Source organism: Micromonospora reichwaldensis, assembly GCF_031845925.1.
Classification (GTDB): Bacteria; Actinomycetota; Actinomycetes; order Mycobacteriales; family Micromonosporaceae; genus Micromonospora; species Micromonospora reichwaldensis.
On the sequence record NZ_JAVRFL010000010.1, the window covers coordinates 89,851 to 110,836 of the forward strand.

The 20,986-nt window shown below is 76.4% G+C and carries 17 protein-coding genes; 7 read left to right on the plus strand and 10 right to left on the minus strand.

What is annotated here, in order from left to right; translation table 11 throughout:
• Window position 1: 1 nt before the first annotated feature.
• A complete protein-coding gene (gene pknB, locus RM555_RS10660; RefSeq protein ID WP_311411591.1) occupies window positions 2-1,987 on the minus strand; it encodes a Stk1 family PASTA domain-containing Ser/Thr kinase in 1,986 nt (661 codons plus the stop codon).
• A gap of 164 nt (window positions 1,988-2,151) precedes the next feature.
• On the opposite strand from pknB, the gene RM555_RS10665 reads away from it, so the two are divergent.
• On the plus strand, window positions 2,152-2,544 hold the full coding sequence (locus RM555_RS10665; RefSeq protein ID WP_396888728.1) for an Rv2175c family DNA-binding protein: 393 nt from the start codon (window positions 2,152-2,154) through the stop codon (window positions 2,542-2,544).
• Between the two features lie 124 nt (window positions 2,545-2,668).
• Here RM555_RS10665 and RM555_RS10670 read toward each other — a convergent pair whose 3' ends face one another.
• A complete protein-coding gene (locus RM555_RS10670; RefSeq protein WP_311411592.1) occupies window positions 2,669-3,751 on the minus strand; it encodes a polyprenyl synthetase family protein in 1,083 nt (360 codons plus the stop codon).
• A 9-nt stretch (window positions 3,752-3,760) separates the two neighbouring features.
• A complete protein-coding gene (locus RM555_RS10675; RefSeq protein WP_311411593.1) occupies window positions 3,761-5,119 on the minus strand; it encodes a transcriptional regulator in 1,359 nt (452 codons plus the stop codon).
• Between the two features lie 252 nt (window positions 5,120-5,371).
• Here RM555_RS10675 and metF point away from each other — a divergent pair, with 252 nt between their 5' ends.
• Together metF and RM555_RS10685 are read left to right on the plus strand one after the other, a co-directional pair.
• Window positions 5,372-6,289, plus strand: coding sequence for a methylenetetrahydrofolate reductase [NAD(P)H] (metF, locus tag RM555_RS10680; RefSeq protein WP_311411594.1), 918 nt, complete (start codon window positions 5,372-5,374; stop codon window positions 6,287-6,289).
• Between the two features lie 43 nt (window positions 6,290-6,332).
• A complete protein-coding gene (locus RM555_RS10685) occupies window positions 6,333-7,022 on the plus strand; it encodes a CDP-alcohol phosphatidyltransferase family protein (RefSeq protein ID WP_311411595.1) in 690 nt (229 codons plus the stop codon).
• Window positions 7,023-7,134: 112 nt separating this feature from the next.
• Here RM555_RS10685 and RM555_RS10690 read toward each other — a convergent pair whose 3' ends face one another.
• The 7 genes from RM555_RS10690 to RM555_RS10720 form a co-directional block, all read right to left on the minus strand.
• Window positions 7,135-8,622 carry a phytoene desaturase family protein gene (locus tag RM555_RS10690; RefSeq protein ID WP_311411596.1) on the minus strand — a complete coding sequence of 496 codons (1,488 nt, stop codon included), beginning with the start codon at window positions 8,620-8,622 and terminating at the stop codon, window positions 7,135-7,137.
• Window positions 8,623-8,633: 11 nt separating this feature from the next.
• Window positions 8,634-9,761, minus strand: coding sequence for a glycosyltransferase (locus RM555_RS10695; protein ID WP_311411597.1), 1,128 nt, complete (start codon window positions 9,759-9,761; stop codon window positions 8,634-8,636).
• A complete protein-coding gene (locus RM555_RS10700; protein ID WP_311411598.1) occupies window positions 9,758-10,648 on the minus strand; it encodes a carotenoid biosynthesis protein in 891 nt (296 codons plus the stop codon). The genes RM555_RS10695 and RM555_RS10700 overlap by 4 nt, the downstream gene beginning before the upstream one ends.
• Window positions 10,645-11,220 carry a GNAT family N-acetyltransferase gene (locus RM555_RS10705; protein ID WP_132236245.1) on the minus strand — a complete coding sequence of 192 codons (576 nt, stop codon included), beginning with the start codon at window positions 11,218-11,220 and terminating at the stop codon, window positions 10,645-10,647. Before RM555_RS10705 ends, RM555_RS10700 begins: the two co-directional genes overlap by 4 nt.
• Window positions 11,217-11,972 carry a monooxygenase gene (locus RM555_RS10710; RefSeq protein WP_311411599.1) on the minus strand — a complete coding sequence of 252 codons (756 nt, stop codon included), beginning with the start codon at window positions 11,970-11,972 and terminating at the stop codon, window positions 11,217-11,219. Before RM555_RS10710 ends, RM555_RS10705 begins: the two co-directional genes overlap by 4 nt.
• 156 nt (window positions 11,973-12,128) lie before the next feature.
• Window positions 12,129-12,617, minus strand: a complete 489-nt coding sequence (locus tag RM555_RS10715) for a YbaK/EbsC family protein (protein WP_311411600.1) — start codon at window positions 12,615-12,617, stop codon at window positions 12,129-12,131.
• Between the two features lie 34 nt (window positions 12,618-12,651).
• A complete protein-coding gene (locus tag RM555_RS10720) occupies window positions 12,652-13,737 on the minus strand; it encodes an EamA family transporter (protein ID WP_311411601.1) in 1,086 nt (361 codons plus the stop codon).
• 481 nt (window positions 13,738-14,218) lie between these two features.
• Here RM555_RS10720 and RM555_RS10725 point away from each other — a divergent pair, with 481 nt between their 5' ends.
• The 4 genes from RM555_RS10725 (at window position 14,219) to RM555_RS10740 (ending at window position 20,904) form a co-directional block, all read left to right on the plus strand.
• Entirely contained in the window at window positions 14,219-14,668 is a 450-nt protein-coding gene (locus RM555_RS10725) for an SAV_6107 family HEPN domain-containing protein (protein WP_311411602.1), read from the plus strand.
• Between the two features lie 88 nt (window positions 14,669-14,756).
• On the plus strand, window positions 14,757-15,557 hold the full coding sequence (locus RM555_RS10730; protein ID WP_311411603.1) for a hypothetical protein: 801 nt from the start codon (window positions 14,757-14,759) through the stop codon (window positions 15,555-15,557).
• Window positions 15,558-15,585: 28 nt separating this feature from the next.
• Window positions 15,586-17,148 (plus strand): DNA polymerase Y family protein, encoded by a 1,563-nt coding sequence (locus RM555_RS10735; RefSeq protein ID WP_311411604.1) that lies wholly within the window; start codon window positions 15,586-15,588, stop codon window positions 17,146-17,148.
• Between the two features lie 234 nt (window positions 17,149-17,382).
• Window positions 17,383-20,904, plus strand: coding sequence for an error-prone DNA polymerase (locus RM555_RS10740; RefSeq protein ID WP_311411605.1), 3,522 nt, complete (start codon window positions 17,383-17,385; stop codon window positions 20,902-20,904).
• The last annotated feature ends 82 nt before the right edge of the window (window positions 20,905-20,986 follow it).

A 20,986-nucleotide genomic window follows, 5' to 3' on the forward strand; every position in this document is an offset into this window, starting at 1 on the left:
GTTACATGCATCCGAGGGTGACCGGGGTGGCCGGCGGCACCTGCGTGTTCTCCGGCGGGTTCTGGAACCGGGTGATGCCGTTCGGGTTGAACTGGATCGCCACCGGGAAGCCCTGGCTCTCCAGGAGCTGCTTGGCCTGCTGGCAGGGCAGGTCGATGACCCGGGGCACGGCGACCAGCGGCGGGCCCTTGCTGAGTTCCAGCTTGACCTTCGCTCCGCGCTCCACCCCGGTGCCGTCGGCCGGGCTCTGCCCGAGGATCTCGTCCTTGGGCTTGTCGGAGTCCTTGTAGGTGGGCTCCACCAGCTCCAGGCCCAGCTGGGCGAGGATCGTCTTGGCCTCACCCAGGCTCTTGCCGACCAGGTTGGGCACGGAGATCGGGGCCTTGCCCTTGCTGAGGACGACCGTGACCTTGTCGCCCGGCTTCACCTCGGTGCCGACCTTCGGGTTGGTCTCCAACACGACGCCCGCGGGCAGGTTGTCGTCGTAGCGGGCCGTGCCCTTCGCCACCACCAGCTTCGCGTCGAGCAGGTCCGCCTCGGCGAGTTCGAACTCCTTGCCCACCACGTCGGGCACCGGGAAACGCTCCGGCCCCAGCGAGAGGGTCAGCGTGATCGTGCCGCCCTTGACGATCCGGGTGGCCGAGGCCGGGTCCTGCGCCAGGACGGCGTCCTTCGGGACCTTCTCGTCGTAGCGCGGATCGGCGTAGCTGAGGACGACCCCGACGCGGGCGGCCTGCGCCTCCGCCTCGGCCTTGGTCATCGCCACCAGCTGCGGAGCCTCCGTGTAGCGTCCGGCCGCCAGCCACCAGCCGCCGCCGGCGACCAGCAGGACCAGCACCACCGCGGCGGCGACGACCGCCCTGCGGCCGCGCGGGTCGCTCATCGCCCGGGCGCGCAGCGCGGACAGCCGCGACCACAGGCCCTCGCCATCGTCGGGCTCGGCCCGGCGACGGCCCGCCCGGGGGGCGGCACCCTCGGGCAGCCGGGCCCAGGCGGGCCGCTGGGCCGGCTGGACCGCCGCGACCATCATGGTCGGCCCGGCCATCGGCTCGTCGGACACCCGGCGCAACACGGCGGTACGCGTGTTCGCGTCGCCCAGGTCGTCCCGGACCGCCTGCACCTCGGCCAGCAACGCGCCGGCGTCGGTCGGCCGGGCGCCCGGATCACGCCGGGTGGCCCGGGCGACCAGTTCGTCGAGCGCCTTGGGCAGGCCGGGCACCAGGGTCGACGGCGTGGGGACGTTGTTGTCGACGTGCTGCCAGGCGACGTCGACCGGACGGTCCCCGTCGTAGGGCACCCGACCGGTGAGCATCTCGAACAGCACGATGCCGGCGGAGTAGACGTCGGTGCGGGGGTCGGCGTGCCCGTCGGTGACCAGCTCCGGGGCCACGTACGCGACCGTGGCCATCAACTGGTTGCCGTTCTCGTCGTCGGCGCTCGCCTCGACCGCCTGGGCCAGCCCGAAGTCGGCGACCTTGACGACGCTGTCGACCAGGTTGGCCGCGCCGCCGGTGGGGGCCTCGGCGACCAGCACGTTCTCCGGCTTCACGTCGCGGTGCACCAGCCCCGCCCGGTGGGCGGCGGCGATCGCGGCGAGCATCTGCTCGGCGATGGCCAGCGCCTCGTCGGGGTTGAGCCGACGCCGCTCGGCGAGCACGTCGCGCAGGGTGCGACCGCGGACGTACTCCATCACGAGGTAGGGCAGGCCCGAGTGTTTGCCCTGGTCGTAGACGGCGACGACGTTGGGGTGGGTCAGCCGGGCGATGGTCTTCGCCTCGTCGGTGAACCGCTCCACGAAGCCCGCCGTCCGCGCCCCTGGTTCCGGGGCCTGGGACGGGTGAATGATCTTGAGTGCGACGGTGCGCTCGAGGCGTTCGTCGGTGGCGGTGTACACGGTCGCCATGCCGCCACGGGCCACGCGACCGCGGATGCGGTAGCGCCCGTCGATCAGCGAGCCCAGCAACGTGTCGGCGACCTGTGTGTCCATCGGCAGGGAGTCTATGTGTCCAGGGGGTGAAGGTTGAACAGGATGCTACAGATGGGGTGCGACCAGGACTGCCCCGCCGCGCTCGCTTCCCCCGCCGGCCCTGCTCAGCCGGCTCGTGGGGGTGCCGTTGACCCCGATCGGGCGGGGCATGGCAGGGTGGTCCGGTGACCGACTCAGCACCCGCCGACCGGGCCGTGCCCGGCCCCGAATCCGCCGGCCCCGCCGACGCCGCCGACTGGCTGACCCTGCCGGACGTGGCCGAGCGCCTCGACGTGTCGATCAGCAAGGTCCACCAGATGATCCGGGACCGGGAGCTGATCGCGGTACGCCGCGACGGCGTCCGCCGGATACCGGCCGACCTGGTGGCCAACCAGACGGTGCTGAAGCACCTGCCCGGCGTGCTCAACCTGCTGGCCGACGGGGGCTACGACGACGAGGGTGCGCTGCGCTGGCTCTACGAGCCGGACGACACCCTGCCGGGCGGCGCCCCCGCGAAGGCGCTCGCCGGCGACCAGGCCCGCGAGGTGAAGCGCCGGGCCCAGGCCCTGGGCTTCTGACCCCGCCCCCGCGCGGGTGGGCGCGGGCTCTCCGGCTCCCCGGCTCCGTCCCTCCTGCCGACGCCGGTCCGGGCCGACCGGGGCAGCGGTCAGTCGGGGCGGCGCGGGTGGGCCGGTCAGCGGGTCAGTCGGCGCGGCGGGTGGCGGCGATGGCCAGGTCGACCAGGGCCTGCCGGGCCTCGGTGTCCAGGTCGACGGCGGCCAGCGCCGCCAGCGCGGTGTCGGTCAGCACACCGATCCGCTGCTCCGTACGCGCCAGCGCCCCGCTGCCGTCGATCAGCTCGCGCAGCCGGGTGACCCCGGCCTCGTCCAGCCCGGGGTCGCCCAGCCCGCCGAGCAGCAGTTCCCGGCCCGCCCCGTCGGTCGTCTCGAGGGCCGCCGCCACCAGGTAGGTCCGCTTGCCCTCACGTAGGTCGTCGCCGGCCGGCTTGCCGGTCTGGGCGGGATCGCCGAAGACCCCCAGCACGTCGTCGCGGAGCTGGAACGCCTCGCCCAGCGGCAGCCCGTACGCGGAGTACGCCGCCCGGACCTCCGCCGGCGCGTCGGCCAGCGCGGCGCCGAGCAGCAGCGGCCGTTCGACCGTGTACTTCGCCGACTTGTAACGGGCGACCTTGCCGGCCCGCTCCACCGAGGTGTCCCCGGTGACCTGGGTCAGCACGTCGAGGTACTGGCCGACGGTGACCTCGGTGCGCATGGCGTCGAAGACCGGCCGGGCCCGGGCCACCGTGCGCGGGTCCAGCCCGGCGGAGTGCAGCAGGGCGTCGGACCACACCAGGGACAGGTCGCCCAGCAGGATCGCCGCCGCGTCACCGAAGCCGTCCGCGTCGCCGCCCCAGCCGGACGCCCGGTGCCGCGCCGCGAACCGCCGGTGCACCGCCGGCTCGCCGCGCCGGGTGTCGGAACGGTCCATCAGGTCGTCGTGGATGAGCGCGCTGGCCTGCACGAACTCCAACGCGGCCAGGGCGGTGACCACCTGGTCGGTGTCCACCCCGCCGGCTCCCCGGAACCCCCAGTAGGCGAACGCCGGGCGCAGTCGCTTGCCGCCGCCGAGGACGAACGCCTCGATCGCCTCGGCGAGCGGAGCCAGGGCGTCGTCGACCCCGGCCATCCAGGTGCGCTGGCTCGCCAGGAACTCGGTCAGGGCCTTGTCGATCCGTTGGCGCAGCCCGGCGCGGTCGACGGGGGAAACAGGAGCAGCGTGGGTCACGCCACGACGCTAGCCGGTCGGGGTCGACCCCGTCGCGGCACCGGGGGGCCGACGCGCCGCACGCCACGTGGGAGCCCGTCGGCCGGCCGGCCCAGGTGGCGGCCCCGGGCGGGGCAGGTACGGAGCCGCCGCGACGGCGAGCGCCCGGTACCGCCGGACGGCCGGCTCGTCGCCGTGCCCGGCCAGCCGCCGGCGTACCTCGGCCAGTTGGCCGAGTGCGCGGGGCGACCCGGCGCGGACCGCGTCGAGCAGCGCCTCGCCGGCCACCGCGCAGGCCCGCTCCACCTCGCCGAGTTGCAGGTAGCCCCGGGCCAGCCAGCCGCCGTAGATCGCGGAGGTGCGGGGGCCACGCCGCCGGACGGCGTGCAGGGGTGCCTCGGCCGGCAGCGGCCGGCCCAGAGCGACCAGCGCGCGCCCGGTCATCGCCGCCAACTCGGGCCCGTCGAGCCAGTAGAGCCACGGCGGCTCCCGGCCCGGCTCCGGCGCGTCGGCCACCCGGCGGGCCGCGTCGAGCGCCTGCCGGGCCGCCTCCGCCCGGCCGCCGAGCGCGGCGGCCAGGGCCACCCGGTGCAGCAGCAGGGCACGCAGGCCGGGGCTGGCCGACCGCCGCGCCCCCGCGTACGCGGTGCGGGCCAGCACCAGCGCGCCCTCCGGGTCGCCGACGCCAGCGAGCAGATGGCTGGCCGAGCCGAGCACGTGCCCGGCGAGCGACGGGTCGCCGGCCGTCGCGGCGGCGCGCAGGGCCAGCCGGTACGCGTCCAGGGCGCCGGCGGCGTCCCCCGCGTCCGCCGCGAGCCAGCCGGCGAGCTGGGCGGACTCGGCCAGCTCGGGCAGCAGCCCGGGGCGTGCGGAGGGGGCGCACCCGGACAGCGCCCGCACCGCCCGCCCCAGCCGGTACGCCCCGAGCCCGGCCAGGTCGGCCCCGCCGACGAGGTCGTCGAGCCGGCGCAGCTCCGCCAGCCGTACCGGCCCCGCGCCGTCGCCCCGGACGGCGGGCCGGGTGGGTGTGCCGGGCAGCAGCACGGCGCGCGGGTCGGCGAGCCAGCGCTGGGCCAGGGCGAGCAGCGCCGCCCGGGGCCGGGACCCGCCGAAGGCCGGCGGCGGACCGAGGCTGCGGGTGCGGGCCGCGGCGGTGGTCAGCAGGTCGGCCGGCACCGCGAGGACCACGGCGAGCCAGCCCAGCCAGAACTCGCCGGGGACGCGCAGTTGCCGCTCCCACCGGGAGACCTCGTGCCGGCTGAGGGTCGGCACGCCGGACGCGGCGCAGAGCTCGGCCGCGACCCGTAGCTGGCTCCAGCCCCGGGCCAGCCGGAGCTGGGCGAGCAGCGGCCCGAGCAGTTGCGGGCCGGGCGGCGGGGGCGGCGTCATCGGTCCTCCGGGACGGTGTCGGCGTGGCGGCGGCGCGGACCCCGGAACGGGACCGGTGTGCCACCGGTGGATGCTGACCCCCGCGCGTGCCCCCGGCAGGTCGGCCTCCGGCCGGACCCACCCCGCGCGACCCCATGATTACTCCGGGGGTACGACGCTTTCCGGCCCCGGCCGGTCCGGCGGCCGTGCGGTCCGTGTCCACCAGTGTGGGAAGGTCTCGGCCCGGAGGGCCCGGCCCGCTAGAGTCGGGGCGTGGCGCTCGGTCTTCCATCGGTCCTCCCCAATCCGCAGCCGGCGATCGGGGAGCTCATCCGTGACCGCCAGCCGACCTTCTCCTTCGAGTTCTTCCCGCCCAAGACCCCGCAGGGCGAGCGGCTGCTGTGGCAGGCGATCCGCGAGCTGGAGTCGCTGCGCCCGTCGTTCGTCTCGATCACCTACGGCGCGGGCGGGTCGACCCGCGACACCACCGTCGCGGTCACCGAGCGGATCGCCACCGAGACCACCCTGCTGCCGATGGCCCACCTGACCGCGGTCAACCACTCCGTGGCCGAGCTGCGCCACGTCATCGGCCGGCTCGCCGGGGTCGGGGTGCGCAACGTGCTCGCCGTGCGGGGCGACCCGCCGGGCGACCCGGGCGGCGACTGGGTGCGCCACCCCGAGGGAGTGCTCTACGCCGAGGACCTGGTCCGCCTGGTGCGCGACGCCGGCGACTTCAGCGTCGGGGTGGCGGCCTTCCCCTACAAGCACCCGCGGTCACCCGACATCGACAGCGACACCGAGCACTTCGTGCGCAAGTGCCGGGCCGGCGCCGACTTCGCGATCACCCAGATGTTCTTCGACGCCGACGACTACCTGCGGCTACGCGACCGGGTCGCCGCCACCGGCTGTGACACCCCGATCCTGGCCGGCGTGATGCCGGTGACCCAGATCGGCACCATCGAGCGCTCCACGCAGCTCTCGGGGGCGCCCTTCCCGCCGGCCCTGGCCGAGCGGTTCGCGAAGGTCGCCGACGACCCGGAGGCGGTGCGCCGGCTCGGCGTCGAGCAGGCCAGCGAGATGTGCCGGCGGCTGCTCGACGAGGGCGTGCCGGGGATCCACTTCATCACCCTCAACCGCTCCACCGCCACCCGCGAGGTGTGGCAGAACCTCCAGGTCGACGCGCGGGTGTGACCCCGGTGCCGCGACACCTGAGCGGCGGTGCGACGGTTGTTCCGTGGTGGGCACACAGCTGAACTGGGACGAGTACGCCACGGCCTGGGCACGGCTGCACGGGGGCTTCGACCCCCGGGCGGCGGCCCCCGTCGTCCGCGCCTGGCTGCGGTTCGCCTACCACGTCGGGTTCGTGCTGGGCCGGCTGCGGGTCGGCCCGACCCCGGTCACCGTGGTCGGCGTGCTGCTCTGCGCCTGCGTGCCGCTGTTCGCCGTACGGCCGCAGGACGGTCCCTTCCTCGCGGCGCTGTTCGTGCTGCTCGCCGCGGTGGCGGACAGCGTCGACGGCGCGGTGGCGGTGGCCACGAACCGGACCACCCGGCTCGGCTACGTGTACGACTCGCTGGCCGACCGGCTCGGTGAGGTCGCCTGGCTGGCCGCGTTCTGGCTGGTCGGCGCGCCGGGGGCGCTCGTCGTGACCGCCGGCGCGCTCTCCTGGCTGCACGAGTACGTCCGCGCCCGGGCGGTCTCCGCCGGCATGCGGGAACTCGGCGCGGTGACCGTGGGGGAGCGCCCCACCCGGGTCTCGGTGGCCCTGGTGGGGTTGCTGCTGGCCGGGCTGGCCGGGCTGATCGAGCCGGACCTGGCAGCGGGCACGATCACCATGGCGACCGCCGTCTGGGTGCTGTTGGCCGGGTTCGGCCTCGGCCAACTGCTCTCCGCCGTCCGCCGCGCCCTGATCGACGCCGGCTGACCGCGCGCCGGCCCGTCCGGACGGTCTCTGACCGGGGGTGCCGTGGTGTGAGGAAGGGGCCCTTCCTCTACCTCAGGCGTTAACAAGGTGCCCTTCCTTACACCCGAAGGTGCTACCAGGCGGGGCCGATGTCGTCGGCGACGATCTGGGCGGAGAGGGTCACCATCGGCAGGCCACCGCCGGGGTGGCTGGAGCCGCCGACCAGCCACAGCCCGTGCGCCGGGCCCCGGTTGGCCGGGCGCAGCAGGCCGCCGGCGGTGCCGTAGATCGATCCGCCGGGCGCGCCGGTGGCGTCGTCCAGGTCGGCCGGGGTGCGGACCTCCCGGAACACCAGCCGGTCCCGCACGTCGACGCCGCGCTCGGCCAGCACGTCGAGGACCCGGTCGGCGTACGCCTCGGCGAGGCCGGGCCGGCGCCAGTCGACGGCACCGGTGGCGGTGCCGTGCCGGGGTGCGTTGACCAGCACGAACCACGCCTCGTGGCCGGCCGGCCGGACCACCGGGTCGTCGGCCACGGTGACGAAGACGGTGGGATCGGCCGCCGGTCGGGCCCGCACGCCGCGCCCCGGGTGGCCGAAGACCGCGTCGAACTCGGCGTCGTAGTCGCCGGGGAAGAACACGTTGTGGTGGGCCAGCCCGGAGTCCCCGGTCAGGCCGAGCAGCAGCACGAAACCGGCCAGGCTGCGGTCGGTCAGCCCGGTCAGCCGGCGCGGGCTGGGCAGCAGGTCCCGGTAGAGGGTGAGCGCGTCGACGTTGGCCACCACCACGTCGGCGGGGATCGGGGCGGTGACACCGCGCAGGCGTACGCCGTGCACCCGCCCGCCCGCGGCGTCGATCCGGGTGACCGTGGCGTCGGTCCGCACGACCACGCCCAGGTCCAGGCAGCGGGTCAGCAGCGCGTCGGCGAGCGTGCCCAGCCCGCCGCGCAGGTACCAGCCGCCGAAGGTCAGCTCGGCGTAGGGCACGGCGACCAGCGCGGCCGGCGCCCGGCGCGGGTCGGCGCCGGTGTAGGTGGCGTACCGGTCCAGCAGCATCCGCAGCCGGGGGTCGGAAAGGTGCCGGCGGCCCAGCCCGCGCAGCGTCCGGCCCGGCCCGATGGCGGCCAGGTCGCCCAGCCGCCAGGCCAGCGCGGCCAGGTCCAGCGGGGAGTCGATCGGGCGGCGCAGGATGTCCCGGTGCGAGGCCTGCCACACCCGCGCGGCCCGGCGCCACAGCCGCTGCCAGTCCGCGGCGGCCCGGTCGCCGAAGGCCGCGCCGATCCGGGCGGCGAACTCGGCCGGGTCGGCGCACGAGTCGAGGGCCGGGCCGCCGCCGGGGAAGACGTGCCGCACGATCGGGTCCACCGGCGCCAGGTCCAGGTACTCGTCGAGCTTCGCGCCGGTCGCCTCGAACAGGTCGTGGAAGACGTCGGGCAGGGTGAGCAGGCTCGGCCCGGTGTCGAAGTGGAACGCGCCCGCCGGCGTGTCGCGGACGTACCGGCCGAGCTTGCCACCGACGGTGCCCGCGCGTTCGAGCACGGTGACCTGGTGCCCGGTGGCGGCCAGCCGGGCGGCGGTGGCCAGCCCTCCCACCCCGGCGCCGACGACCACGATCCGCGCCATGCCGCGCCTCCCTAGGTGACGGGGCGGCCGCGCCAGGACAGGCGACGCCGCTTCCGCAGATGGTACGACCGCAGGGTCAGCCAACCGAGGACCACGACCGACACGGGGTGTGCCAGCGCGTCGGGCCACCACCGGCCCCCGGTCGCCCGGGCGCTGACCGCCCGCCCGGTGACCCCGAGCAGGTAGGCGGCGAGCGCCACGGCGGCCACCGTCGGCGCGCCGGCGGCCAGGGCGACGACCGCCAGCAGCGGGGGAGCGGTGTAGAGCAGGAGCAGCAGGGCCACCACGGCGGCCGCCGCCCCCGGGTTGCCGAAGGTCGCCCAGAGCGACTTCGAGTAGCCGTCGCGCAGCTGCGGCCAGTCCTCGTACATCCGGCAGGCGGCCAGCCGCGAGCCGTCGGCGAGGGCGATCCGGCCGCCGGCCCGCTTGACCGCGCGGGCCAGTTCGACGTCCTCCAGGATCTGCCCGGCCACCACGGCGTGCCCGCCGGCGGCCTCGTAGCCGGCCCGGTCGACCACCAGGAACTGTCCGCCGGCGGCGGCCAGCGACGGCCGCCGCGAGCGCTCCATCGCCCGCAGCGGCAGGAAGGTGAGCCACAGCCACTGCAACAGCGGCTGGACCAGCCGGTCGGCCACCGTCGCCACCAGGATCCGGGGGTACGGCGACAGCAGCGTCACCCGCGCGGCGCGCAGCTCGGTGACGGCCGCCGCGACCGCGTCCGGGGCGAGCACCACGTCGGCGTCGACGAAGACCAGCGCGGTCGCCGCGGGGTCGGCCCGGGTGGCCAACTGCCAACAGGCGTGCGGCTTGCCCAGCCAGCCCGGCGGCGGGGCGACCCCGTCGAGCAGGGTGACCCGGGGGTCGTCGCCCGCCACCGCGCGGACCACGTCCGCGGTGCCGTCGGTCGACCCGTCGTCGAGCACCACCACGCGCAGCCGCGGCACGCCCCGCTGGGCGAGCAGCGCGCGCAGGCACGGGGTGACCCGCGTGGCCTCGTCGCGCAGCGGCAGCAGCACCGCCACCGGCTCGGTGACCGGCGCCGGCCGTTCGGCCGGGCGGCGCAGCCAGCGGCCGGCGTTGACCAGGGTGTGCGCGGTCAGCGCGGCCACGCCGAGCAGCAGCGCGAGGACGGCGGTCATGCCGTCGCGTCGACGCCGGGGCGCTGCGGCTGACGGGGCCCGTGCCGGTCGTCGCGGCGGGAGCGGACCAGCGTGACCGCCAGCGGCACGGCGGCCACCGACATGCCGGCCGCGCCCCAGAGCGCCGAGGCGGGCAGGTCGAGGAAGACCGCGTGGGCCAGCACGCTGGAGAAGTACGTCCACAGCCAGAGCGCGAACATCGGGTCGTCCCGCCCGTCGGTGGTGACCACGGCGGGCCCGGCCAGCGGGCGTAGCGCGCTCATCATCAGCACGGCGAAGAGCAGCCAGCCCAGGTAGTTGCTCACCGGGATGCCGGGCAGGCCGGGCAGCGCGGGGGTGGCGTCCCGCCAGACCCAGTAGCCCTCGGCCACCATCTGCGGGTCGAGGAAGAGGTCCCAGGCGGCCAGCCCGACGGCGGCCAGCGCGATCCGCCGGACGGGGAACCGCCCTCCCGGCCGACCACCGGCGTCGCCGCCGATGCCCGGTCCACTGCCGGTCCCGGCCCCGCTGCCGGGGGTGGCGCCGCCGGTCAGCCGGGTGGCGGCCAGCCAGGCCGGCCAGGCCATCCAGGTCCAGGCCAGCGGGATGATCAGCGGCACCCCGGCCAGCTTCGGCCCCAGCTCGCCGGAGTAGTCGTAGCTGCCGAACGGGAAGCCGGTGGCCACACCGAGCGCCTCGATGGCGAAGCCGCCGACCGTGGCCACCGCGACCAGCGCCGCCGCCGTACGCGGACCCCGGCTGAGCAGCGCGTGGCCGACCGAGAGCAGGTAGCCGAGCACGACGGTGGCGACGGTCAGCCGGGCCCGGGTCTCCCCGGTGGTCAGCGGGTAGCAGATCTGCGCCAGCACCAGCACGGCCAGCAGCGCCCAGGACAGCCGTCGGGTCATGGCACGGGCCGGCCGGGCGGGGTGGGTGTCGGGGGCTCCAGCGGCAGGTCCCGGCCGAGCACGCCGAAGGGGCGCTCGTCGCCGGGGAAGTGGAAGTCGCGCAGGACGTCGGCGAAGCCGAACCGGCGGTACAGCCGCCAGGCCCGGGACCGTTGTTCGTCGGCCTCGGGGGTGGAGAGCAGCGTGGTCGTCCCCTCCGCCAGGCTGAGCAGGGCCCGCAGCTGCCGCGCGCCCAGGCCGTGCCCCTGCGCGGGCGGGCGGACGTGCAACTCCACCACCTCGAAGCAGTGGGTCAGCCAGCGCTGCCGGGTCGGGGCGTCCAGTGCCCGCCAGACCTGGTCGTGCCACCACTGCCCGGAGCCGCCCAGGTAGCCGTAGCCGAAGCCGGCCAGGTGGCCCTCGCTGGTCAGGCTGGCGACGGCGCGGAAGCCGGGCCGGCGTACGTGGGTGGCGATGTAGCCGCGTCGGGACTCCAGCAGCTCCGGGCGGTACCCCATCGCCTCGCCGTAGACGGCCACCACGTCGTCCAGCCGTCGGACGAGATCGTCCGGCGTCCACCGCACCAACCTCATGCCCGTACACCCTCCGCCGCTCCCGGGTCGCCGTCCGCGACCCACCCCAGCACCGCCCGGTCACCCACCACGTCGCGCACCTCGAACCGCGCGAAGAGTTCCTCCGCGTACCACCTCTCGGTGGGGGTCCGCATGATCGCCGCCCGGTGCTCCGGGTGACGGTACGCGAACGCCACGAGGTCCGCCGGGTCGCGCCACACGCTCACCGTGCCCTGCCAGCCCAGCGGGGCCTCGCCGACGCCGAAGCGGGCCAGCAGGCCGGGCGCGGCGTGCAGCGCGGCGGCCACCGGTGGGATCGCCCGCCAGAAGGTGGCCGCCCGACGGGGCCGCAGCCGGGCCCGGGTCAGCGCCAGCACCGGGCCGGTGACCCGGCCGCCGGGCGGCTCCCCGAACGGCCGGCGCCCCGACCATTCGCCCCGGCTGCTCAGCGGGCGCAGGTCGACCCGGACGGACGCGCGGGCGATCCGCGCCCAGGCGCGCCCCACCGGCGAGTCGTCGAAGCCCGCCGCGGCGGCGGGGGAGTCCCACACGGTCAGCGCCGCCCACCGGGTGAGGTCGGCGTCGCCCGGCCCGAAGCCGGTGCCGGTCCCGGTGCCGAGCAGCTTGCCGAACCGCACGCCGGGCACGGCCCGCAGCCGGCGGGGGTCGACCGCCATCCGGGTCAACGCCCGGGGCAGCGCGGCGGGGGAGGTGCGCCACACGTGCAGGGTGACCAGCTCCGGGACGCCGGCCCTCACCGTTCGCTCGCTCACGCCACCGCCTCGCTCCGCTCCACGGCGGCGCGAGGCGCCACGCTGCTGAGCCCCATGGTTCGCTCGCTCCGCTCGCTCACGCCACCGCCTCGCTCCGCTCCACGGCGGCGCGAGGCGCCACGCTGCTGAGCCCCATGGTTCGCTCGCTCCGCTCGCTCACGCCACCCCGGTCGGGACGCCGCCGGTGACCCGCAGCAGCTCCGGGTACGTGGTGGGGAAGACCGCCTGCGGCACGCCGCCGGCCGCCCAGATCTCGTCGTACGACTCCAGGGCGGTGTCGACCAGGGTGCGCAGCGGGCGCGGGTGGCCGACCGGGGCGACCCCGCCGATCACCTGCCCGGTGTGCGCGCGGACGAACTCCGGGGTGGCCCGGCGCAGCCGGCCGACCCCGATGGACGCGGCCAGGCCGGCGGTGTCCACCCGGTGCGCGCCGGAGGTGAGCACCAACAGCGGCGCGCCGTCCGCCTCGAAGACGAGCGAGTTGGCGATCTGCCCGACCGCGACGCCGAGCGACTCGGCGGCGGCAGCGGCGGTGTGGACCGCGTCGGGCAGCAGGCGGACGAGGCTCGGCGCGCCGGACCCGTCCCGGGCGCCCGCGGCGTCGAGCACGTCCTGCACCGCCCGCACGTTCGGGTGTGGCTGCATGTCGGCCATTCTTCCCGGTACGCCGGTCGGCGGCTCAGCCGGCCGTGCCGGGCCCCGGCCGGGCGGGGCGGGACGCCGCCCGGTCGGCCCCGGGCGGGACGGTGGCGGCGTCCGGGGCGGGCGGCGCGGTGCCCTGGCCGGGCGGCGCGGTGCCCTGGCCGGGCGGCGCGGTGCCCTGGGTGGGCGGCGCGGCGGTCCGGGCCGGGGCGACCCGGGCCGTCTCGGCCAGCGCGACGCCCACCAGCACCAGGAGCCCGCCGGTGAGCTGGGCGGTGTTGAGCGCCTCACCGGGGCCGATCACGACCCAGGCGACCGCCGAGGCGAGCACCGGCTCGGCCATGCCGATGATCCCGACGCTGGTCGCGGGAAGGTGCCGCATCGCCCCGGCCACCAGCAGGTACGGCGCGATCGAGCCGAGCACCACCGTGTACGCGCAGAGCAGCGCCACGGGCACGCCCCCCTCGGTGTCGGCGGCCAGCGGCTCCCAGCCGCCGGTGCCCACGGTGACCGCGCGGGTGAGCAGGCCCGCCACGGCGGAGGCGCCGAACGCCCAGGTGCACAGCGACAACGTGTCCCGGCGCGCCGTTCCGTGTGCGCCGAGCACGTAGTAGGCGGCGAGGAAGACCGCGGCGCCGAGACCGGCGAGCACGCCGAGGCCGTCCAGCTTCAGCTCGCCCCACACCTCGGCCACGCAGCCGAGGCCGACCAGGCTCAACGCCAGGCCGGCCCAGAGCCGCGGGCGTACCCGGTGGCGCTGACCGAACCGTGCCCAGAGGGCGACCAGCAGCGGGGCGGTGTACTCGAACAGCAGCCCGATCCCGACCGGCAGGCGGGAGATGGCGACGAAGTAGAGCATCGGTACGGCGAAGAACCCGGCCAGCCCGTACCCGATCAGCAGTGGCAGCTGGCCGGGGGTGGCCCGCAGCCGGCGGGCCCCCGGACGCAGCAGCACGCTCAGCACCAGCAGCCCGATGACGGCGCCGGTGGCGCGCAGCAGGGTGAGCTGCGGGGCGTCCAGGCCGGCGCGGAGCACCAGCTTGGAGACGGTGCCGTTGACGGCGAAGAGCCCGGCCGAGGCGAGCACCATGGCGACCCCGAGGACGGGGCGAGGGGTGGTCACGGGCGGAGGCTACCGCCGCGACCCTCTCCGCCGCCGACCGCGGTGGCGTACGCCCGGGGCCGGCACCTGCGGACATCGTCCGAGGTCCGCGCGCCACACGTTGCATTTTCGTCGGAGGGAGGGTGTACTGTCAGCAGCAGTTAGAACGAGTGTTCGATTGCCTCGAACGCCCGTTCCAACCATCCGGGGCGGTGTTTCGCGGCGCGGCTCCGGGCGGTGCGGCTCCGCGGGCCGCACCTGGGTCCCGGGCAGTCGCGAGTCCGGGCCCGTCAGGCAGGAGCGTCGCCCGCCGCCCACGACCCCCGGGCGGCGGGCGACGAACCCGCCGGTAACGCCGGCCGGGTGTGGTGTGGGGAAGCGTCCACACCCGGCCGGCCACCCCACCGGTGCGTCTTCCTCCGCACCACTCGACCCGGCGTCCCGCCGGCGGCCCAGGGCCGTCTCCGGGGCGTCGCCTCGGCCACGTGGAGGAGACAGTCCCATGCCGACCAACCCGGCTCAGGCACCGACGGTGCCGGCACACGTGCTGCCGCACCGCACCCCCGCCCAGCTTCTCGCGGTGGCCCGGCGCGGGCTGGCCGAGGCCGCCCAGACCCGTCCCGACGGCCTCCGCTACGCCGCCGCCCACCTGGCCGCGCTCCGGGCGGCCGCGGCCGTGCTCGCCGCCCGGGCGCGTCCTGCCCCCACCCGACGCCACCGGGTGACCAGCGTCTGGATCCTGCTCTCCGGTGTCGCCCCCGAGCTTGACGAGTGGGCCCGGTTCTTCGCCCTCGGCGCCAGCAAGCGGGCCGCCGCCGAGGCCGGCATCCCACGGGTCGTGACCGCCCGGGAGGCCGACGACCTGCTGCGCTCCGCCGAGCAGTTCGTCACGGTCGTGGAGGCCGCGCTCGGCGTGGCCCACCAACCGGCACTCGACGGCCTCGCGGCCTGACCCGGGCACCCGGCCAGCCGGCGGCGACCGGTGGCCCCGGCGCGGCACGCGCACGTCTGATCCGACAGCACGACGGGGGGTAGGTCCGATGGCGGGCCGGATGGTGGTCGGTTCCGCCGCACTGGCCGGTCTGGTGCGCCCGGCGAGCGCGCCGGACCCGGCGACCGGTCACCGGCTGTTGCCGGTGGCCCCCGAGTTGACCGGGCTGCTGCCCAACCGGGGATTGCGACGGGGCAGCACGATCGCGGTCGCCACCGGCCAGCCCCGGCGCAGCGGCGGCACCTCGCTGGTCCTGGCGTTGCTCGCCGAGGCGTCCCGGGCCGGCTCGTGGTGCGCCGTGGTCGGGGTCCCGACGTTCGGGGCGGGCGCCGCCGCCGAGTTGGGCATCGCCCTGGACCGGCTCGCCCTGGTGCCCCACCCGGGCCCGGAGTGGGCCACCGTCATCGCCGCGCTGATCGACGGGGTGGACGTCGTGGTCGCCGCCGTACCGACGACGGTCTCCGCCTCGGTCGCCAACCGGCTGGCCGCCCGGGCCCGGCAGCGCGGCAGCGTCCTCGTCCCGTACGGGCGGTGGGACGGCGCGGACGTGACCCTCCAGGTGGTCCGGGGCGCCTGGGAGGGGCTCGGGCAGGGGCGGGGCCGGCTGCGTCGCCGCGAGGTCACCGTCTCCGCGCGGGGCCGCGGAGCCGCCGCCCGTCCCAAGGAGATCAAGGTCTGGCTGCCCGGGGACGGGCTCACCCGGGTCATTCCCCGCTCCGCTCCCGCCGCCGCCGTCTCCGCCACCGGCCGGTCGACCGCCGGCCGGCTCCGCCAGGTCGGCCCGGCCGTCGCCTCCGCGCCCACCGCCCCGTCCCGTCGCGCCGCGCTCACCCTGGTCGGTCCGACGTGACCGCCGTGCTCACCCTGGTCGGCCCGACGTGACCGCCGCGCCCGTGCGGACCCTGCTGCTCTGGTGCCCGGACTGGCCGGTGCTCGCCGCGGAGATCGTCGACGGAGTGCCGGCCACCGACGCGGTCGCCGTGCTGCACGCCAACCGGGTGGTCGCCTGCTCCGAGCGGGCCCGCGCCGAAGGGGTGCGCCGAGGGCTGCGCAAACGTGAGGCCCAGGGCCGATGCCCACAGCTCACCGCCGTCGAGTACGACCCCGGACGGGACGCCCGGGCGTTCGAACCGGTGGTCGCCGCCGTCGAGGAACTGGTCGCCGGCGTCGAGGTGGTACGCCCCGGCGCGTGCGCGGTGGCGGCCCGGGGGCCGAGCCGCTACCTCGGGGGTGAGGAGGCGGCCGCCGAGCGGATCGTCGAGCACGTCGCCCAGGCCTGCGCGGTGGAGAGCCAGGTCGGCATCGCCGACGGGGTCTTCGCCGCCGGGCTGGCGGCCCGCGACGGACGGGTCGTTCCGCCCGGCGGGACACCACGGTTCCTCGCCGACCTGCCGGTCGAGGCGCTCGGCCGCCCGGCCCTGGCGGACCTGCTGCGCCGGCTCGGCGTACGCACCCTGGGCGACTTCGCGGCGCTGCCCGCCGGCGACGTGCTGGCCCGGTTCGGCTTCGACGGTGCGCTGGCCCACCGGCTGGCGGCCGGGCGGGACCACCGTCCGCTCGCGGTCCGGCAACCCCCGGCCGACCTCGCGGTCACCGCCGACCACGACGAGCCGCTCGACCGGGTCGACGCGGCGGCCTTCGCCGCCCGGGCACTGGCCGAACGGCTGCACGACCGGCTCGCCGCGCACGGGCTGGCCTGCACCCGTCTCGGCATCGAGGCGGTCACCGCGCACGGCCAGGAACTGCACCGGGTCTGGCGGCACGACGGGCTGCTCACCGCCGCGGCCATCGCCGACCGGGTGCGCTGGCAGCTCGACGGCTGGCTATCCGGCAGCACCGGCCGGGCCGGCACCCGCCCGACCCGCCCGACGGCGGGCATCATCCGGCTGCGGCTGGTCCCGGACGGGGTGGTCGCGCAGGCCGGCCTGCAACCCGGCCTGTGGGGGGAGACCGGCGAGGAGCGGGAGCGGGCGCACCGGGCGTTGAGCCGGGTGCAGGGCATCCTCGGCCCCGAGGCGGTGGTGACCGCGGTGCTCGGCGGCGGGCGCTCGCCGGCCGACCAGGTGCGCCTGGTGCCGTGGGGCGACGAACGCCTTCCGGCCCGGCCCGTCCCGCCGCCGTGGCCGGGACGCCTGCCGCCACCAGCGCCGGCCGTGGTGCTGCCCGACCCGCTCGCCGCGGTCGTGCACGACGCCGCCGGCACGCCGGTCGAGGTCAGCGCGCGGCTCCAGGTCAGCGCCGAGCCGGCCCGGCTGACCGTGGGCGCCGCCCGGCCGGTCGAGATCGTCGGCTGGGCCGGCCCCTGGCCGGTCGACGAGCGCTGGTGGGCGCCGTCCGAGGCCCGCCGCCGGGCCCGGTTCCAGGTCTGCCTGGCCGACGGTACGGCCCTGCTGCTCGCCGTCGAGGCCGGGCGGTGGCTGGTGGAGGCGATCTATGACTGAGCGCCCGGTCCTGGACCGGCCCCCGCCCCGCCCCCGCTGCCCCGCTCGGCCCGACGCCCTGCCGGCGGGTCGGCTCGGCTGGCGTGAGGCTTCGCCAGCCGGCCCGCCGACGCTGTCGAGTTGCCCCGTTGACGGGACCGTCGGACGCAGGCTCTCGGATCTTGGTGAGTTTCGGCCCCTCCAGGGGCTCAAACTCACCAAGATCTCTCCGGCTGCCCGCCCGGAGGGGCTCTGATGAGCTTCCACAACCCGAAGCTGCCCTGGTCGGAGTTGGAGCGGGTGCTCTCCGGTCGGGACTCCGGCACCGGCGGATCGGGCGCGGGGCGGCCGGGTGCGGGCGGCGGGACGGGCGTGGGTCGGCCGGGCGTGGAGGCGGGGGCGTCGGGCGAGGAGCGACTTGGTGCGGGTGTGGGCCGAGCGGGTGCGGGCAGGTTGGGGGAGGGGCGGGCCGGGGAGGGCAGCCGGGTACGCGACGAGCGGCACCTGCACGTGGTCGACCCGTTGGCCGTGGACGCCGACGGCGGCGACTCTCCCGCCTGGAGCCGCAGGCGGGAGCACTACCAGCCGCCCGAGGTGGCCCGCCCCGACGACGCGGTGCCGTACGCCGAGTTGCACGCGCACACCAACTTCAGCTTCCTCGACGGCGCCAGCCACCCGGAGGAACTGGCCGAGGAGGCGGCCCGGCTGGGCCTTACCGCGCTCGCCGTCACCGACCACGACGGCTTCTACGGGGTGGTGCGCTTCGCCGAGGCGGCCCGCGCGCTGCATCTGCCGACGATCTTCGGCGCCGAACTCTCCCTGGAACTGCTCGGCCCGCAGAACGGCGAGCCCGATCCGCTCGGGCGGCACCTGCTGCTGCTCGCCCACGGCCATGAGGGATACGCCCGGCTCGCCTCGACCATCGCCCGCGCCCAGCTGCGCGGTGGGGAGAAGGGCCGCCCGGTCTACGGCGAGCTGGAGGAGATCGCCGCCGAGCTGCGCGACCACGTGCTGGTGCTCACCGGCTGCCGCAAGGGGCACGTGCCGTCGGCGCTGCTCACCGAGGGGGTGGACGCGGCGGCCCGCGAGCTGGACCGGCTGACCGCCCTGTTCGGCGCGGAGACGGTGGCGGTGGAGCTGACCGACCACGGGCACCCGGTGGACGCCGACCGCAACGACGCGCTCGCCGAGCTGGCGGCGGCGGCCGGCCTGCCCACGGTGGCCACCAACAACGTGCACTACGCCACCCCGGGCCGGCGGCGGCTGGCCACCACCGTCGCGGCCGTCCGGGCCCGGCGCAGCCTGGACGAGATCGACGGCTGGCTGCCCGCAGCCGGCACCGCCCACCTGCGCGGCGGCGCCGAGATGGCGGCCCGGTTCACCGCCTACCCCGGCGCGGTGGCCCGGGCCGCCGAGTTCGGCGCCGAGCTCGCCTTCGACCTCCAGCTCGTCGCGCCGCGGCTGCCGGCGTACCCGGTGCCGTCGGGGCACACCGAGATGAGCTGGCTGCGCCACCTGACCCACGCCGGCGCCCGCGAGCGCTACGGCCCGCCCGAGGCGCACCCGAGGGCGTACGCGCAGCTCGACCACGAGCTGAACATGATCGAGGCGCTGGGCTTCCCCGGCTACTTCCTGGTGGTCTACGACATCGTCACGTTCTGCCGCGAGCAGGACATCTACTGCCAGGGGCGGGGTTCGGCGGCCAACTCGGCGGTCTGCTACGCGCTGCGGATCACCAACGTGGACGCCGTCCGGCACCGGCTGCTCTTCGAGCGCTTCCTCGCCCCGGAGCGCGACGGCCCGCCCGACATCGACGTCGACATCGAGTCCGACCGCCGGGAGGAGGTGATCCAGCACGTCTACGCCCGCTACGGCCGGGAGCACACCGCGCAGGTCGCCAACGTCATCTCCTACCGGCCCCGCTCGGCGGTGCGGGACGTGGCCAAGGCGTTCGGGTTCTCGCCCGGCCAGCAGGACGCCTGGAGCAAGCAGATCGACCGCTGGGGCTCCGTGGCCCCGGTCGACGTGGCGGACATCCCCGAGCAGGTGGTCGCGTACGCCAACGAGTTGCAGACGTTCCCCCGGCACCTGGGCATCCACTCGGGCGGCATGGTGATCTGCGACCGGCCGGTGATCGAGGTGTGCCCGGTGGAGTGGGGGCGGATGCCGGGCCGCAGCGTGCTCCAGTGGGACAAGGACGACTGCGCCGCCGTCGGCCTGGTCAAGTTCGACCTGCTCGGGCTCGGCATGCTCTCCGCGCTGCACTACGGCTACGACATGATCGGCATGAGCCTGGACCTCGGGGACATGACGCTGGACGATCCCGAGGTCTACGACATGCTCTGCCGGGCCGACTCGGTCGGGGTGTTCCAGGTGGAGAGCCGCGCCCAGATGGCCACCCTGCCCCGGCTGAAGCCCCGCGAGTTCTACGACCTGGTGGTCGAGGTGGCGCTGATCCGGCCCGGCCCGATCCAGGGCGGCTCGGTGCACCCGTACATCCGGCGCAAGAACGGCCAGGAGCCGGTGACCTACCCGCACCCGCTGATGCGCAACGCGCTGGAGAAGACCCTCGGCGTGCCGCTGTTCCAGGAGCAGCTCATGCAGCTCGCGATCGACCTGGCGGGCTTCGACGCCGCCGGCGCCGACCAGCTGCGCCGGGCGATGGGCGCGAAGCGTTCCGCGGAGCGGATGGCCCGCATCGCCGACCGGCTCTACGCGGGCATGGCCGGGCGGGGCATCACCGGCGAGCTGGCCGACGACGTCTTCCACAAGCTCTCCGCGTTCGCCAGTTACGGCTTCCCGGAGAGCCACGCGATGAGCTTCGCCTACCTGGTCTACGCCAGCTCCTGGCTCAAGCGCTACCACCCGGGGCCGTTCCTGGCCGCGCTGCTCAACGCCCAGCCGATGGGCTTCTACTCGCCGCAGACGCTTGTCGACGACGCCCGCCGGCACGGGGTGGAGGTGCGCCGGCCGGACATCAACGCCAGCGGCGCCCTGGCGGTGCTGGAGTCCACCCCGCAGACCCGGTGGGGCAGCGCGCCGGGGGAGCCGCCGCACACCTGGGGGCTGAACGGGCCCGCCGTCCGGCTCGGGCTCTCCGGCGTGCGTACCCTCGGCGACGGGGTGGCCGAGCGGATCGAGGCGGAGCGGGCGGCGCGCGGACCGTACCGCGACATGCCGGACCTGGCCCGGCGCGTGGGTCTCACCGCCGCGCAGCTGGAGGCGCTGGCCACCGCGGACGCCTTCGCCTGTTTCGGGCTGTCCCGGCGGCAGGCCCTCTGGGCCGCCGGCGCGGCCGCCCAGGACCGGCCGGGCCGGCTGCCGGGCACGGTGACCGGCGCGACCGCGCCGACCCTGCCCGGGATGGAGGCGATGGAGCGGCTGGTCGCCGACGTCTGGGCGACCGGGTTGTCGCCGGAGAGCCATCCGGCGAGCTTCATCCGCCCCCGGCTCGACGCGCTCGGCGCGGTGCCGATCGCCCGGCTCGGCGGGGTGGAGCCGGGGCGACGCATCCGGGTCGGCGGGATCGTCACCCACCGGCAGCGGCCCGCGACCGCCGGCGGGGTCACCTTCCTCAACCTGGAGGACGAGACGGGGATGCTCAACGTCACCTGCTCCCCGGGCCTGTGGCAGCGCTACCGGCGGGTGGCCCGCACGAGCGCCGCGCTGGTGGTGCGGGGGCGGCTGCAACGGCACGAGGGAGTGATCAACCTCACCGCCGACCGGCTGGACGCCATCGAGCCCCCGGTCAGTCCGCCCTCGCGCGACTTCCGCTGACGGCAGTGATCCACATTACGGTTTTCCGGGCTGGATGGAGGGACACTCCAGCTCGCGCGGGCAGAGTGGCCCGCGCGAGCAC